Here is a 13,119-nt window from a genome sequence, read left to right on the forward strand (position 1 = left end):
TCGGTGTGCTACCCGGCGGTGGCGGCATAGCTGCGGAGGAAGGCCTGCACGCCCGCGGTGACGAGCCGGGTGATCTCCTCCGTGGAAAGCGGTATGGCGCCGTAGAAGGTCTGCTGGTTCACGTCGGTGACGGTCAGCAGGGTGAGGTGGGCGGCGGCAACGTCGGCGTCGTCGATCCGTAGCAGGCCGCGCTCGGCGATCCGGCGCAGGTACGGCGCCAGGCGCAGGTGCCCGGTCTGCGGGCCGGCCGCGACCCATGCCTTGAGGATCGGCGGTGGGATGTGGGCCGCCTCCGCCTCGATGGCCCGCACCAGGGCGAAGTGGTCGGGGAAGGCGGTGACCGCGGCGACCCGGTCGAGGGAGAAGTCGATCAGGTCCTGCTCCAGATCCACGATCTTGTGCAGGTGTCGGTCCATGATCTGTGCGATCGCTGCGGTGACCTCGTCCGCGCCTTCCAGCGCGACGGTCAGGAACAGTTGCTCCTTGTCGGTGAAGTGCCGGTAGATGGTCCGTTTGGACACCCCCGCCGCCGCGGCGATCGCGTCCACGCTGGCCCGGGTGTAGCCGTCGCGGCCGAACACGCGACGGGCGGCACGGGTGATCGCCTGGCGCTTTTCCGGTCGGCCGTACGGCTCGGCCTGGCGCAGGGTCATCAACGTCCTTCCCGCTGGAAACTCCTCGGTGCAGTGTAGGGGCGTCCGGGGCTCTGGCGGGCCTTGCGGGCCAGGGCGTCGAGCAGTTCGCGCAGCAGGTCGGTGGTGTCGGGGTCGGTCAGTCGGCGGTCGTGCGTGAAGCGGGTGTCGCAGTGGAAGACTGTCACCTCCGGCTTGACGACGACTTCCGCTCCCACCGAGGCCAGGATCTGGCGAAGGGCGAGCTGGGCGCGTACCGAGCCGAACGGTCCAGGCGAGGCGCCGGCGATGGCCACGGGCTTGCCCCGCAGCAGCCCTTCGGGGGCCGTGCTGGCCCAGTCGATGGCGTTCTTCAGCGCGGCCGGAACGGAGGCGTTGTGCTCCGGCGTCGCGATCAGCAAGGCGTCGGCCGCGGCGATGCGGGCGCGCAGCGTCGTGACCGACGCCGGTGGCGTGCCGGTGTCCAGGTCCTGGTTGTAGAGGGGCAGCCGGCCCAGGTCGTGATCGATGTCGATGACGAACCCGCCGGGTTCGAGCGCGCGGGCCGCGTGCAGCAGGGCCGTGTTGTGGGAGTCCGCGCGCAGGCTGCCGGACAAGGCCAGGACGGTGAGCTCGGGCATGTCTCTCCTCGGGAGTTCAGGCAACGCGACCAAAGTACACTAGGCAGTGTCAATAGGAAACCGATTGGTGTACTTTGAGGCGGGTGACCCCCGCAATCGCGCAGAAGAGACACATCGCCGTCCTTTACCTCGTTCTCCTGGCCACGCCGACCTCACTCAGCGCCAACAGCACCATCACCGTCATCCCCGAGCTGGCCCGTGCCCTGGGCGTCTCAGCCGCCGAAGCCACCTGGGCCGCCACCGCCTTCGGCTGGGGCGGCGTCCTCGGCGCTCCGCTCACTGCCGCGCTGCTGCGCACCCGCGGCATGCGCGCCGCCACACTCGTCAATGCCACCCTCATACTTCTCGGCACACTTCTGGTGGCCGGCGCACCCGCGCTGCCGGTGTTGCTGGCCGGCCGCGCCGCCCAGGCCGCCGGCGGAGGAGGCCTGGTCACCATCGCCATCACCTTGGCCAGGACCGCCTCGCGAGCAGGCGCCATCACCGCCGGGGTCGGATTGGTCGGCGCGTTCGGTCCGCTGGCCGGCGCGACCTTGTCGGTGATCTCCTGGCGGGTGCCGCTGCTGCTGTTCCTGCCCGCGCTGCTGGCCGTCCCCGCCGTCCTCCGCCACGCCGCGCATCACGGCAGCCGGGGAGCCACCGCCGCCCGCACCGACGTCATCGGGGTCCTGCTGGTGGTGATGCTGGTCAGCGCCTTGGTCCTGATCCCGCGTCTGGAACTGACGGCGGCTGCCGCCGCCGCCGTGACCGGCCTGCTGCTGACCCTGCGCGTCCGCAGGAAGCCCGCGGGGTTCGTCCCTCGGCCGGTCATCCGCTCCCGGGCGTTCGTCACCGCGGCAGCGGCGGCCGGCACGCTGTCCACCTCCTACTTCGCCCTGCTCTACACCGTGCCCCGGCTGCTGGAACACCATTGGACGACCGAGCGGATCGGGCTGATGACGCTCATGATGTTGACCGCCGGCTCGATCGCCTCACTGTCGTTCAGCCGGTGGACCTCCCGGCTCGGTGCGGCCGTCACCCGACCTGTCTTGCTGACCACGGGCGCCGTGGCTGTCGCCCTGCCGCTGCTCGCCCCTTGGCCGGTGCTCGTCGTGGCGTCCACCGCGTTCGCGGTGTTCGCCGCCACAGCGGCGATGGCCTGGTACGCGGCCCGCGTCGGCGAGGTCGTGCCGCACGAGCACCGGGCCACCGCCGTGAGCCTGTTCACCCTCTGCTACCAGCTGGGCGGCGCCTTCGGCCCGGCACTGGCCACACTCCTGCTCGCGTGAACCGACCCGGCGTCAGAGCCGAACTCTCGATCAGCCCATTGGCGACTGGCTGGAGCCGTAGGAGTTCCGGGGCCAGGTAGCGAACCCGGCAAAGAACGTATCTCTGAGTGAACGTGGGAATACCGAAAAAGTCGGGCATTTCAGGTGCGTTTGTCGGATCATGAGGGTATGTCGCAGGCGGCGTGATAGTACGCAGGTGAGGGGGGTGGTTCGATGTCGACGACCCGTGGAGTCTCGTGGACGTGACATAAACGCCGTGCCTGGCCGCTCAGGCAACGAGCGGCCGGGCCTTCAACCCCGTCACACCTCGTCGTGCACGTCGTCGGCGTCGATGATCTGGTACGCGTATCCCTGCTCGGCCAGGAAGCGCTGCCGGTGGGCGGCGAACTCCTGGTCGACCGTGTCCCTGCTGACCACCGTGTAGAACCGGGCGCCACCGCCGTCGGCCTTGGGCCGCAGCACCCGTCCGAGCCGCTGCGCCTCCTCCTGCCGCGACCCGAACGTGCCCGACACCTGGATCGCGACGGCCGCCTCGGGCAGGTCGATGGAGAAGTTCGCCACCTTCGACACCACCAGCACCTGGATCTCCTTGTCGCGGAACGCCTGGTAGAGGCGCTCACGCTCCTTGACCCTGGTCTCGCCCTTGATGACCGGCGCGTTGAGGTGCTCGCCGAGCTCGTCGAGCTGGTCGATGTACTGGCCGATGACCAGCACCTGCTCGCCCAGATGCCGCCGGACCAGCGCCTCGGTCACGTACGTCTTGGACGGCGTGGTGGCGCAGAAGCGGTAGCGCTCCTCGGCCTCGGCCATCGCGTACGCCAGCCGCTCCTCGTCGGTCAGCGTGACCCGCACCTCGACGCAGTCGGCGGGCGCGATCCAGCCCTGGTTCTCCATCTCCTTCCACGGCGCGTCGTAGCGCTTGGGGCCGATGAGGGAGAACACGTCGCCCTCGCGGCCGTCCTCGCGCACGAGCGTCGCGGTCAGGCCCACCCGGCGGCGGGCCTGGAGGTCGGCGGTCATCCTGAAGATCGGCGCGGGCAGCAGGTGCACCTCGTCGTAGACGATCAGGCCCCAGTCGCGCGCGTCGAACAGCTCCAGGTGGCTGTAGACGCCCTTCCGCCTGGTGGTCATCACCTGGTACGTGGCGATGGTGACCGGGCGGATCTCCTTCTTGTTGCCGGAGTACTCGCCGATCTCGTCCTCGGTCAGCGTGGTGCGCTTGAGCAGCTCGGTCTTCCACTGGTGGGCGCTGACCGTGTTGGTCACCATGATCAGCGTGGTGGCCTGCGCGTGGGCCATGGCCGCCGCGCCCACGATGGTCTTGCCCGCGCCGCAGGGCAGCACGACCACGCCGGAGCCGCCGTGCCAGAAGGCGTCGGCCGCCTCGCGCTGGTAGGGGCGCAGCTCCCAGCCGTCCTGGAGCAGCTTGATGGGGTGGTGCTCGCCGTCGACGTAGCCGGCCAGGTCTTCGGCGGGCCAGCCCAGCTTGAGCAGCGCCTGCTTGACGTTGCCGCGGTCGCTCGGGTGCACGATGACCGAGTCGGCGCCGAGACGATCGCCCAGCATCGGCTGGATCTTCTTCGAGCGCAGCACCTCTTCGAGCACCGCGCGGTCGGTCGAGGTCAGGACCAGGCCGTTGACCGGGTCCTTCTCCAGGCGCAGGCGGCCGTAACGGGCCATGGTCTCGGCGATGTCGACGAGGAGCGCGTGCGGCACCGGGTAGCGGCTGAAGCCGATCAGCGCGTCGACGACCTGCTCGGCGTCGTGGCCGGCGGCACGCGCGTTCCACAGGGCCAGCGGCGTGACGCGGTAGGTGTGGACGTGTTCGGGCGCGCGTTCGAGCTCGGCGAACGGCGCGATCGCCTTGCGGCACGCGTCGGCCTTCTCGTGGTCGACTTCGAGCAGCAGCGTTTTGTCCGACTGGACGATGAGCGGGCCGTCGTTCACGGACATCCCTTCCTACGGTTGACCCTTATCCAACACACACGACGGCAGGAACAGTCCCGGAACGGGTAATCGATCAGTCGTCCAGGCGGCCGGTGAGGCCCAGGAAGAGGAAGAGCGCGACGTTCAGCACGAGACCGGTGCCGAACAGCACCCAGCTCCAGAGCAGCAGCGAACGGGCGCTCCCTGGCTGCTCGCGGGCCCGCGTCAGCGCCACGGCGGCGAGGATGCCGCCGGGCAGCCCGAGCACGTTGAGGCAGGAGGCCAGGGACAGGAAGTTGAGCACGACGGCGACGATGGCGCCGGCCTGCGGGCCCTCGTCGCGCCGCGGCGGGACGCCGTAGCCGTAGCCGTAGCCGTACTGCGGAGGTGGCTGCTCGCCGTAGGGCGCCCCGTAGGGCAGGTACGGGTAGCCGGACGGATCTTCTTGACTCACGTTCACCTCCAGACACGTCAACGTTTATCACGGAATACGGACGCGTCTGGCCCGGTGTGCGCGGAAGGTCAGAACCGGCCGCGCAGGGCCTTCCTGTCGAGCTTGAGCACGCTGGTGACCGGGATCGACTCGACGAACCGCACCTCGCGCGGGTACTTCACCCGTCCGACCCGGTCGCGCGCCCACTCGATCAGCTCCTCGGCACTCTCCTCGGCCCCCGGCCTGAGCTGCACGAACGCCACGACCTCCTCGCCCAGCCGCGGGTCGGGGCGGCCGACGACGCCCGACATGACCACATCGGGATGCTGGTTGAGCGCGTCCTCGACGTCGCGGGGGAAGACGTTGAAGCCGCCGCGGATGATCAGGTCCTTCTTGCGGTCGACGATGTAGAGGTAGCCGTCGTCGTCCACGCAGCCGAGGTCGCCGGTGCGCAGCTCGTCGCCGTCCAGTGCGGTGCCCTCGGGGTCGGGCTCGTGCTCGCCCCAGTAGCCGAGCATCAGCGAGTCGCCGCTGACGCAGATCTCGCCGACGTCGCCGCACTCCACCGCCTCTCCGGCGGAGTCGCGGACGGTGATCGTGTAGCCCGCCAGCGGCAGGCCGACGCTGCCGGGCCGCCGCCTGCCCGGCGGGTTGAAGGTGGTGACGGCGCTGGTCTCGGTCAGGCCGTAGCCCTCCAGGATCTGCGTGCCCGGCATCCGGCGCTCGAACTCCTGCAGCGCCTCCCGGCCCAGCGGCGCCGCGCCGCAGGTGAGGTAGGCCAGGTCGGGGAGCGGGTGGGCCTCCAGCGGCTCGGCGAGCAGCATGTGGATCATCGCGGGGACGACGGTGCCGTACTGGACGTGCTGCTCGGCGGCCAGGCTCAGGAACGCCTTCGGCTCGAACCAGCGCATGAGCACGGCCTGCTGGGGTTCGGTCGCGTGCAGCCCGGCCACGGTGATGATCAACCCGTACGCGTGCGAGAGCGGCACAGGCACAATCGCACGATTTTTCCCCTCTTGGTGGGAAATTTCGTATGCGTCCTTGGCGACCTTCCACAACCCGCGATGGCTCAGCATGACGCCCTTGGCGACGCCCGTGGTGCCGCCGGTGTACATGAGCGCGGCCAGGTCGCCGGGGTCCCTGCGCACCCGTTCGTGCTCGGCGGCGGTCTCCAGCTCGGCCGTGTCCACATATATGGGGACGTTCACCGCGGTGGCCCGTACGGTCTCGGCCAGCTCGGGCGAGGTGACGACCGCGGACGCGCCGCTGTCGAGCAGGATGTGCCGCAGTTCCTCGGCCCCAACCAGGAAGACCACGGGCGTCACCACCGCGCCCGCCGCCCACAACGCCTGGTAGACGATCGGGACCTCGGGGGAGGTCGCCATCATCACGACCACCCGGTCACCCGGCCGGATCCCGGCCTCGACGAACCCGCCGCACATCCGCCGCGCACGTTCGGCGAGCGCGTGGCTGCGGTGCCAGACCCCGTCGTAGAACACCGAGTCGTGGTCGTCGAACCGGTTCCATGACTCCTCGGCCAGCTGGCCCAGCGTTTGCTCGGTCACATGCACAACCTGATGGGACGGCCCGTGCGCAGTCAACCCTGATCGTCCTCGTGTTCGCCCTTGACTGACGATTGTGGATGATGCTCTCATGCCGAGTAAATGTCCAATATCGGCCTAGAGGGTCATTCGAGTTTTCGGGTGGCGCTAGATCGTGTATTGGTGAGATAAGTAGGGATCCGTGCTACCAGATGGCACCTACTTCGGTTTTGTCACCGGCCCGTCGCCCAGAGCAATGGAGGACATGATCGACATGCGCGCGCCGGCGGCCGTGGCCGCGAGCTTCGCGAGGAACGCCTGGTCGGAACGGCGGCAGCCAGGCGGCGCACGCTCAATCCATAAGCCGGGGAAACAACTTGCCGGACAAAAAGTTTCGGGAAAAACTTTTTCCGTAGACAACTTTCCCGTCAGGCCCGAGGGGACTTCGTGATCGACACGCCTGAACCAGGCGGGACCGACCTCGACGACAAAACGCTCACCCAGAGCGTGATCGCCATCATCGAGCAGCTCGGGCCCCTGGTCGTCCCGGTGGCCCGCGACCTCGACCGGCGCGCGGCCGACACCCTGCTGCGTTCGTACCTGGAGCCCGCCGGCTTCGCCGACGCGGTGCGCCGGCTGTCCATGCGCCACCTGCTCGTGCTGGTGGGGGAGGCGGACATGGGCAAGCGGCTCGGCGCCATCGCCCTGCTGTCGCGCATGTCGCTGGCCGAGGGCAGGATCACCGTGCTCTCACCCGCGGGCAGCGCCGCCGACCTGCTCTCCAGGACCGAGTACGGGCCGGGGCGGGCGTACCTGCTGCACGACTGGATCGCCGGCAGCACCGACCGGATCGAGCTGCTCAACCTGGCCCGCAAGCTCGCCGAGCTGGGGTCGTACCTGGTGATCACCAGGAACGGCGACCCGTCGCAGGCGGTCGAGGTGGAGCAGCCGTGGGGCGCCCCCGACTCCGGTGACCTGTTCGACCTGTACCTGAGCGCGTTCGGCGGCCGGAACGCGCCCGCCGGGGCCGCCACCGCCCGGGTCCGCGCGCTGGCGCTGCCCACGCCCGCCGAGGTCGTCCGCCTGGCCACGCGCCTGGTGCGGGACGACGAACCCGCGGGTGAGGAGGTGGCCGCCTGGTTCGACACCAAGCCGCCGATGCACGAGGTACGCGCGGTGGCGGCGCTCGCGTTCGCGCACGGGCTGCCCGAGCCGGAGTTCGCCCGCCGGTCGGCCGGGTTCGAGCGGACCAGGGAGGCCCACGAGGCGGGGCCGCGGCCGGCCGGGGCGCCGCATCCGCTGATCGCCGTGCACGACGGCCGCGTCGTCTTCCGCGTCCCGGACCACCGCGCGCAGGTGCTCGGGGAGCTGGTCGCCCGGTACGGCTTCTGGTTGTGGCAGCCGCTGCGCGAATGGGCGCGCTCGCTGGCCGGCGAGGGGGACGACGTACGGGCGCGGGCGGCCGAGGGGGTGGCGCTGCTGGCCGCCTGCTCGCTCAAGGAGGCGCAGCTGGAGTTCCTGGAGGTGTGGGCCCAGGGGCGGGCGGCCGAACGGCTGGCGGCGGGCGAGGCGCTGTCGTACATGTGCGCCGACGACGCCCTCGCCCCCGAGGCCCTGCGGCTCGCGCTCACCTGGGCCGGCGACCCGGCCGATCCACGGGCGGTCGCGGCGGTCGTGGGGCTGTGCGGCGGGCTGTCCCTGCGCTACCCGGCCGACGCGGCGACCCACCTGCGACGCCTGTCCACCGCCGAGGGTCCCACAGGGCGGCTCGCCGCCCACGCGCTCACCCTCGGGCAGGCTTGACCCCGGCCCGGCGCGTACGCCGTCAGAGGCCGGCGACGCCGGTGATGCGGTGGAGGGCGAAGCGGTGGACGGCCGCCCTGGTCTCGTCGTACGCCGTCAGGTAGCCGCCCTCCATCCGGGCCGGCTCCAGGATGCGTGAGGTGGCGTTGCCCTGCGAGTCGAGGTACCCGATCCACACCCGTACGCCCTGCTTGATGGCGTCCTGGAGGGCCGAGATCGTGGCCGTGGCGGGGCCCCGGGGCACCGCGCCGCCCGGGGCGTCGACCGGCTCGCGCCGCGCCAGGTGGGCCGCGTCGCCCGCGCGCAGCGCGCGTACGGCCGCCGAGGCCACCTCGGGATCGAGCCCGTTGACCGAGGCCACGGCGCGTACGGGCGCCACCCCCTCGGTACGCCTGCTGTCGAGCTGAGAGATGATCACGTCGCCGTCGAGCGACTCGGCGACCGGCGCGTACCCCATGGCCCGCAGCGAGTCCACCAGCGCCGCCCTGGACGAGCGCGAGGCGATCACGGTGGGGGCCAGCCGGCGCAGGCGGAGCGCGGCGGCGCGGCGGTCGGCGGTGATCTGGTCGAGCAGCGCCGGATCGTCGCACCGGACGTAGGCGCTCGCCGTGCCCACCCGGATGCGCCCGTGCCGCCGGGCCACGTCCGTCACCAGGTACGACAGGGCCTGCGGCACCGGCGTGGCCGAATGGCGGGACAGCATGGCCAGCAGCTCCTCGCCGCCGTGCCCCGCGTCGAGCGCCCGCCGGATCGAGCTCTCGCCGAAGCGGTAGACGGTCGCCCCGCCCTTGGACTCGACGTCGGCGGTGAGCGTCATCCAGCGGTTGAGCTCGCTGGTCAGCGGCCCGGGGGCGACGGCGGTGAGGTCGGCCTGCAGCAACACGTGATCGACGGGCTCGGGCAGCAGCGGGGCGAGCAACCGGGCCGCGTCGCCGCCTTCGAGCAGCGCCCGCCCGTGGCCGGACAGCGCGCCGAGCCCGGTCACGCCGATCTGCTCGGCCTCGCGCAGCGCGAACTCGGTGAGCTGCTCGCGCAGCGGCCCGCGGCGGCGCGGCTGCTCCCAGGCGAGGCGTTCGAGCACCGAGTCGCGGTCGGGCGCGAGGCCCGGCGCGGCGGCCAGCACGCCGAGGGCGGCCTTGCGCACCCCCGGCGCGGAGGCGCGGCGCAGGTCGGTGTGCAGGGCGTTGAGCGGCCGGTCACGCTCGTCGCGCTCGCCGACCAGGCCGGGCACGCGGTCCATGTGCAGCCAGGTCGCGGCGAGCGTCACCCAGCGGTCGGCGGTGGCCCTGACCCGCCACAGGTCGTAGCCGGAGGTCGGCAGCCACTCGCCGTCGACGCCGCCGCCCGCGGCGACCAGCCCCGCCGCGTGCGCCACCTCGACGACCAGCGCCACCGCCCATTCGGGCAGGTCGAGGTCGGTCGAGGTGCGCTTCATGTCGCGTACGCCGAGCCCGCCGGTGCGCAGCACCCCCGGCGGATCGACGCTCCACCGCTCGCACAGCTCCTCCACGGACCTGACGAACGAGAACGCCTGGCCCGCCGCCGTGCGGTCGGCCAGCTCCCGGTCGCGCGCGGCCCCGTCGAGCGCGGGCGGCACGGCGAGCAGGTCACGGTGGACGCGCCCGCCGCGCAGGTGGAGGCCCACCTCGCGGGGCAGCGTCACGCTCTCCTCGCCGGTGGCCGCGAGCAGCCCGCGCGCCAGCAGCTCCTCGATGGGCGAACGCGCCGAGGCCACGCGCACCTCGCGCCTGGCGTTGGGCACCCGCCCGGTCGGCGGCCCCCACACGAGCTGGTCGAGCGCGCCCCTGGCCTCGGGCGAGACCGCCTCCACCAGGGCCTCGGGGCTGGCCAGCACGGCGGCCAGCCGCTCCTTGCCGGGGCCGTCGGTGCCGGGGGCGATGTCGTCGGCCATCTCGTCGAGCTGCTCGGGCGGGTGGTGCCGGAACACGTCGGCGGCCCTGGGGCCGAGCCCGGCGGGCTCCTCCAGCACCTTGCGCACGCCCGGCCCGAGGTCGAGCGCGTTGTCGGGGCCGAAGACCAGCGCCAGGTCACGCAGCCGGTCGAGGGCCGCGGTGAGCGCGGGCTCGGGCCGGCCCGCCGCCAGCGCCCGTCCGACCAGGCCGCGCAGCGCCGCCTTCGTCACCGGCCCGTCCTGTACGGCCAGCGTCTCGACGACGGCCAGCGTGAACCGGTCGAGCCGGTCGAGCACCCTGCCGATCGCCGAAGGGCTGGCGGCCCGCGCGGCCAGCCCCTCCAGATGCGCGGGCACCGGAGTGATCAACTCGGGACGCGCGGAGACGAGCGCCCGAAGCTGTTCGTCGGTGCGCCCCCTGATCCACTCCGTGAACTCCATCGTTGCCATGGTATGTCCCCCCTGATCGGGGGCAGCATTGCCGGACGTGACAGAGCGTGCGGACCAAATGGTGCTGAACTACGTCAGCAAGGCGGCCGACGCCGCCCACGGCGTGCTCAGGCCCGACCAGCGGCTCGACTTCGCCCGGCGGCTGCGGGCCGACATCGAGGCGGAGCGCCGGGGGAGCCCGAACGCCCGGGACGTCGCGAAGGTGCTGGCACGCTTCGGCGACCCGGAAGCCCTGGCGGAACGCGAGGCCCACCGCCTGGCCCAACCACCAGCGGCCCCCGCCACCGGCTCACCGAGAACGCCTGCGGGCGCGCGGTCCACCCTGCGTCTCCCGGCCGTCACGGCCGCGACCGGCCCGGTGGCCGCCCGTGGAAGGGCCCTCAGGGAACGTCCGCGGGACGTCGCCGCCATCGTGATGCTGGTGCTGGCCGCGTCGCTGGTGCCGTTCGGGCTGCCGGCCGTGGCGATCTTCCAGGTTCCGGTGCTGGTCTGGGCGGCGGGGGCGGCGGCCGTGCTGTTCAGCGACACGTGGACGGTGGGCGACAAGCTGGCCGGTGCCGGGGCGCCGCTGTTCGGCTACACGGTCGGCGGCGTGCTCGTCGCCGGATTGCAGGTGGCCGAGCCGGGCCTGGAGGCGTTCGTCGCCCGGTTCTTCGAGGTCAGCGGGGTCATGTTCATGATCGGTACGGCCCTGGGCGCCGCCTGGCTGGGCTACCGGCTGCTCGACGTCAGCTGACCGGCGCGGGGCTGGGGAGCAGGCCGACGGCCAGGCGTACCCAGGCGGTGACGAACTGGTCCTTCTCCGCGTGGCCCGGCATCTCGCCCACGGTCTCCTGGAACAGCCGGTAGTGGACCACCGAGCCGCCGAGCACGGCCGCGATGCCCGTCCAGTCGACGTCGGTGTCGGCGTACTCGGGCTGGGCGCGGAACCAGGTGGTGATCGCGTCGAACATGGGCTGGAGCAGGCCCTCGCGGACCACCGCGACCAGCTCGGGGAACTGGCTCAGGTCGCGGAAGAACACCCGGGTCAGCTCGGACTCCTCCCGCACCTTGGCCAGGCCCGCCCGGCACAGCAGCGACAGGCGCTCCTCCAGGCCGGCGGCGGCCTCCATGGTGCTCAGCTCGGCCAGGCTCTCGGCGACCTGGCTCCTGGTGCGGGTGGCATGCTCGTTGATCGCGGCCGCGAGCACCTCGTACTTGGACTTGAAGTGCCTGTAGAGCCCTCCGGCGCCGGGGGAGAGCCCTGAGGCGGCCTCGATCTCGGCCACGGAGGTGGCGGAGTAGCCACGCTCGGCGAACAGCCGCAGGGCCTCGTCGATGATCCGCTCACGGGTCGATCTGGTCATGTCTGTGCAGATACCTCCGTAATGAGAGTAGTCGTTAGGCCGCCGCGCGCCTGACGAGGCCCGCGACCGCCGAACCGGCCATGAGCCACACCACCGCGGCCAGGCCGTCGTTGACGAACGTGGTCCAGCGCGGGTCGGCGAGCTGGAACAGGTCGGCCAGCCCCAGCGACACCCCCGAGGCCAGCGACTCGACGAGCTGGTACCAGGGGTTGGCCGGGTTGGCCCGGAACACCGTGAAGAGCGCGTGGAACACCAAGGAGAGCGCCGCCGCCCTGGACGCCAGCCGCACCACGTGCGCCGCCATCGCCACGACCCGCTGCCAGACCGTCGCCGGCGTGCCGCGCGGCCGGGCGGGCCGATGGGGGCGGGGAGCGGCGGCGGCGAGCCGGTCCTCCGTGCCGGTCGTGCGGGGGGTCTCGGACACGGTCACTCCTCTCCGATAAGTAATTCCTTTCTGCCCATTCCCAGAGTCCCACAACGAGTCTCACAACGAGTCCTACAACAAGGGCCGTTACCGACGTCGATGCGGCGTTTGGCATCCTGCACGGGTGACTACCTCAGTGGGTTTCGACCTGGACATGACATTGGCCGACACGCGATCAGGCATCGCGGCTGTTTACGACGAGCTGTCAAGCCGTTTGGGTGTGCGCATCGACAGCGGGGAGATCGTCACCCGGCTGGGGCCGCCGCTTGAGTACGAGCTGGCCAACTGGATGCCCGCGGAGGCCATTCCCGCGGCCGCCGAGCTGTTCCGCGAGATCTATCCCGCGGTGGGCGTTCCGGTGCACACCGCGATGGCGGGCGCGTACGAGGCCATCGCCGCCGTACGGGCCCGCGGCGGCCGGGTGATCGTGGTGACGGGCAAGAACCCGCGCGACGCCGCCGGCACCGTCGAACTGCTCGGGCTGGCCGTGGACGAAGTGGTCGGATCGGTGTTCGGCGCAGCCAAGGGATCGGCACTCGCGCGCTTCGGCGCGGCGGCTTATGTTGGTGACCATGTCGCCGACATCGAGGCGGCACGCGCGGGCGGCGCCATGAGCGTCACCGTCGCGACGGGCCCTTACACAGTGGGAGAGCTGCGTGAGCACGGAGCCGATGTGGCGCTCGGCGACCTGACCGAATTCGCCGACTGGTTCGCCGGTTGGCGTGCCCGCGACGAACTACGGTAATTGCCCCGCATTTTCCCGG

Annotated in this window: 13 protein-coding genes; 5 read left to right on the forward strand and 8 right to left on the reverse strand. The window is 71.7% G+C overall.

Annotated elements, in window-relative coordinates:
- Window positions 1-8: 8 nt before the first annotated feature.
- Both ACIA8R_RS11900 and ACIA8R_RS11905 read right to left on the reverse strand, forming a co-directional pair.
- The gene (locus ACIA8R_RS11900) at window positions 9-653 is read right to left on the reverse strand and encodes a TetR/AcrR family transcriptional regulator (RefSeq protein ID WP_364095430.1); all 645 of its coding nucleotides are present in this window, start codon (window positions 651-653) and stop codon (window positions 9-11) included.
- Window positions 653-1,252 carry an NADPH-dependent FMN reductase gene (locus tag ACIA8R_RS11905; RefSeq protein WP_364095427.1) on the reverse strand — a complete coding sequence of 200 codons (600 nt, stop codon included), beginning with the start codon at window positions 1,250-1,252 and terminating at the stop codon, window positions 653-655. Before ACIA8R_RS11905 ends, ACIA8R_RS11900 begins: the two co-directional genes overlap by 1 nt.
- A gap of 83 nt (window positions 1,253-1,335) precedes the next feature.
- Between ACIA8R_RS11905 and ACIA8R_RS11910 the strand changes: the two genes are divergently transcribed.
- On the forward strand, window positions 1,336-2,520 hold the full coding sequence (locus ACIA8R_RS11910) for an MFS transporter (RefSeq protein ID WP_397038065.1): 1,185 nt from the start codon (window positions 1,336-1,338) through the stop codon (window positions 2,518-2,520).
- A 300-nt stretch (window positions 2,521-2,820) separates the two neighbouring features.
- On the opposite strand, the gene ACIA8R_RS11915 is transcribed toward ACIA8R_RS11910, so the two are convergent.
- The 3 genes from ACIA8R_RS11915 to ACIA8R_RS11925 all read right to left on the reverse strand — a co-directional run bounded on the left by ACIA8R_RS11915 (window position 2,821) and on the right by ACIA8R_RS11925 (window position 6,444).
- Window positions 2,821-4,473, reverse strand: coding sequence for a DNA repair helicase XPB (locus ACIA8R_RS11915; RefSeq protein ID WP_357696610.1), 1,653 nt, complete (start codon window positions 4,471-4,473; stop codon window positions 2,821-2,823).
- Window positions 4,474-4,540: 67 nt separating this feature from the next.
- Complete coding sequence (locus ACIA8R_RS11920) at window positions 4,541-4,900, reverse strand: hypothetical protein (RefSeq protein ID WP_397038067.1); 360 nt, start codon at window positions 4,898-4,900, stop codon at window positions 4,541-4,543.
- Window positions 4,901-4,968: 68 nt separating this feature from the next.
- On the reverse strand, window positions 4,969-6,444 hold the full coding sequence (locus tag ACIA8R_RS11925; RefSeq protein WP_397038069.1) for an AMP-binding protein: 1,476 nt from the start codon (window positions 6,442-6,444) through the stop codon (window positions 4,969-4,971).
- A gap of 241 nt (window positions 6,445-6,685) precedes the next feature.
- On the opposite strand from ACIA8R_RS11925, the gene ACIA8R_RS11930 reads away from it, so the two are divergent.
- Window positions 6,686-6,871 (forward strand): hypothetical protein, encoded by a 186-nt coding sequence (locus ACIA8R_RS11930; RefSeq protein WP_357696604.1) that lies wholly within the window; start codon window positions 6,686-6,688, stop codon window positions 6,869-6,871.
- The gene (locus ACIA8R_RS11935; protein ID WP_397038071.1) at window positions 6,868-8,223 is read left to right on the forward strand and encodes a hypothetical protein; all 1,356 of its coding nucleotides are present in this window, start codon (window positions 6,868-6,870) and stop codon (window positions 8,221-8,223) included. Before ACIA8R_RS11930 ends, ACIA8R_RS11935 begins: the two co-directional genes overlap by 4 nt.
- A 22-nt stretch (window positions 8,224-8,245) precedes the next feature.
- On the opposite strand, the gene ACIA8R_RS11940 is transcribed toward ACIA8R_RS11935, so the two are convergent.
- A complete protein-coding gene (locus ACIA8R_RS11940; RefSeq protein WP_364095413.1) occupies window positions 8,246-10,576 on the reverse strand; it encodes a helicase-associated domain-containing protein in 2,331 nt (776 codons plus the stop codon).
- Between the two features lie 46 nt (window positions 10,577-10,622).
- Between ACIA8R_RS11940 and ACIA8R_RS11945 the strand changes: the two genes are divergently transcribed.
- Entirely contained in the window at window positions 10,623-11,321 is a 699-nt protein-coding gene (locus ACIA8R_RS11945; protein WP_397038073.1) for a hypothetical protein, read from the forward strand.
- Here ACIA8R_RS11945 and ACIA8R_RS11950 read toward each other — a convergent pair.
- Both ACIA8R_RS11950 and ACIA8R_RS11955 read right to left on the reverse strand, forming a co-directional pair.
- Complete coding sequence (locus ACIA8R_RS11950; RefSeq protein WP_357696596.1) at window positions 11,314-11,931, reverse strand: helix-turn-helix domain-containing protein; 618 nt, start codon at window positions 11,929-11,931, stop codon at window positions 11,314-11,316. The genes ACIA8R_RS11945 and ACIA8R_RS11950 overlap by 8 nt on opposite strands.
- A gap of 34 nt (window positions 11,932-11,965) precedes the next feature.
- Window positions 11,966-12,355: a hypothetical protein gene (locus ACIA8R_RS11955; protein ID WP_397038075.1), complete on the reverse strand. Its 390-nt coding sequence runs from the start codon at window positions 12,353-12,355 to the stop codon at window positions 11,966-11,968.
- Between the two features lie 136 nt (window positions 12,356-12,491).
- On the opposite strand from ACIA8R_RS11955, the gene ACIA8R_RS11960 reads away from it, so the two are divergent.
- Window positions 12,492-13,100 carry a haloacid dehalogenase-like hydrolase gene (locus ACIA8R_RS11960; protein WP_357696592.1) on the forward strand — a complete coding sequence of 203 codons (609 nt, stop codon included), beginning with the start codon at window positions 12,492-12,494 and terminating at the stop codon, window positions 13,098-13,100.
- Window positions 13,101-13,119: the final 19 nt, after the last annotated feature.

This window comes from Nonomuraea sp. NPDC051191, from assembly GCF_044455665.1.
Classification (GTDB): domain Bacteria; phylum Actinomycetota; class Actinomycetes; order Streptosporangiales; family Streptosporangiaceae; genus Nonomuraea.

What these genes read in the sequence shown, in the direction of transcription:
- ACIA8R_RS11900 (WP_364095430.1), bottom strand. Translation starts at nt 653, where the DNA reads ATGACCCTGCGCCAGGCCGAGCCGTACGGCCGACCGGAAAAGCGCCAG.
- ACIA8R_RS11905 (WP_364095427.1), bottom strand. Translation starts at nt 1,252, where the DNA reads ATGCCCGAGCTCACCGTCCTGGCCTTGTCCGGCAGCCTGCGCGCGGAC.
- ACIA8R_RS11915 (WP_357696610.1), bottom strand. Translation starts at nt 4,473, where the DNA reads ATGTCCGTGAACGACGGCCCGCTCATCGTCCAGTCGGACAAAACGCTG.
- ACIA8R_RS11930 (WP_357696604.1), top strand. Translation starts at nt 6,686, where the DNA reads ATGATCGACATGCGCGCGCCGGCGGCCGTGGCCGCGAGCTTCGCGAGG.
- ACIA8R_RS11940 (WP_364095413.1), bottom strand. Translation starts at nt 10,576, where the DNA reads ATGGAGTTCACGGAGTGGATCAGGGGGCGCACCGACGAACAGCTTCGG.
- ACIA8R_RS11950 (WP_357696596.1), bottom strand. Translation starts at nt 11,931, where the DNA reads ATGACCAGATCGACCCGTGAGCGGATCATCGACGAGGCCCTGCGGCTG.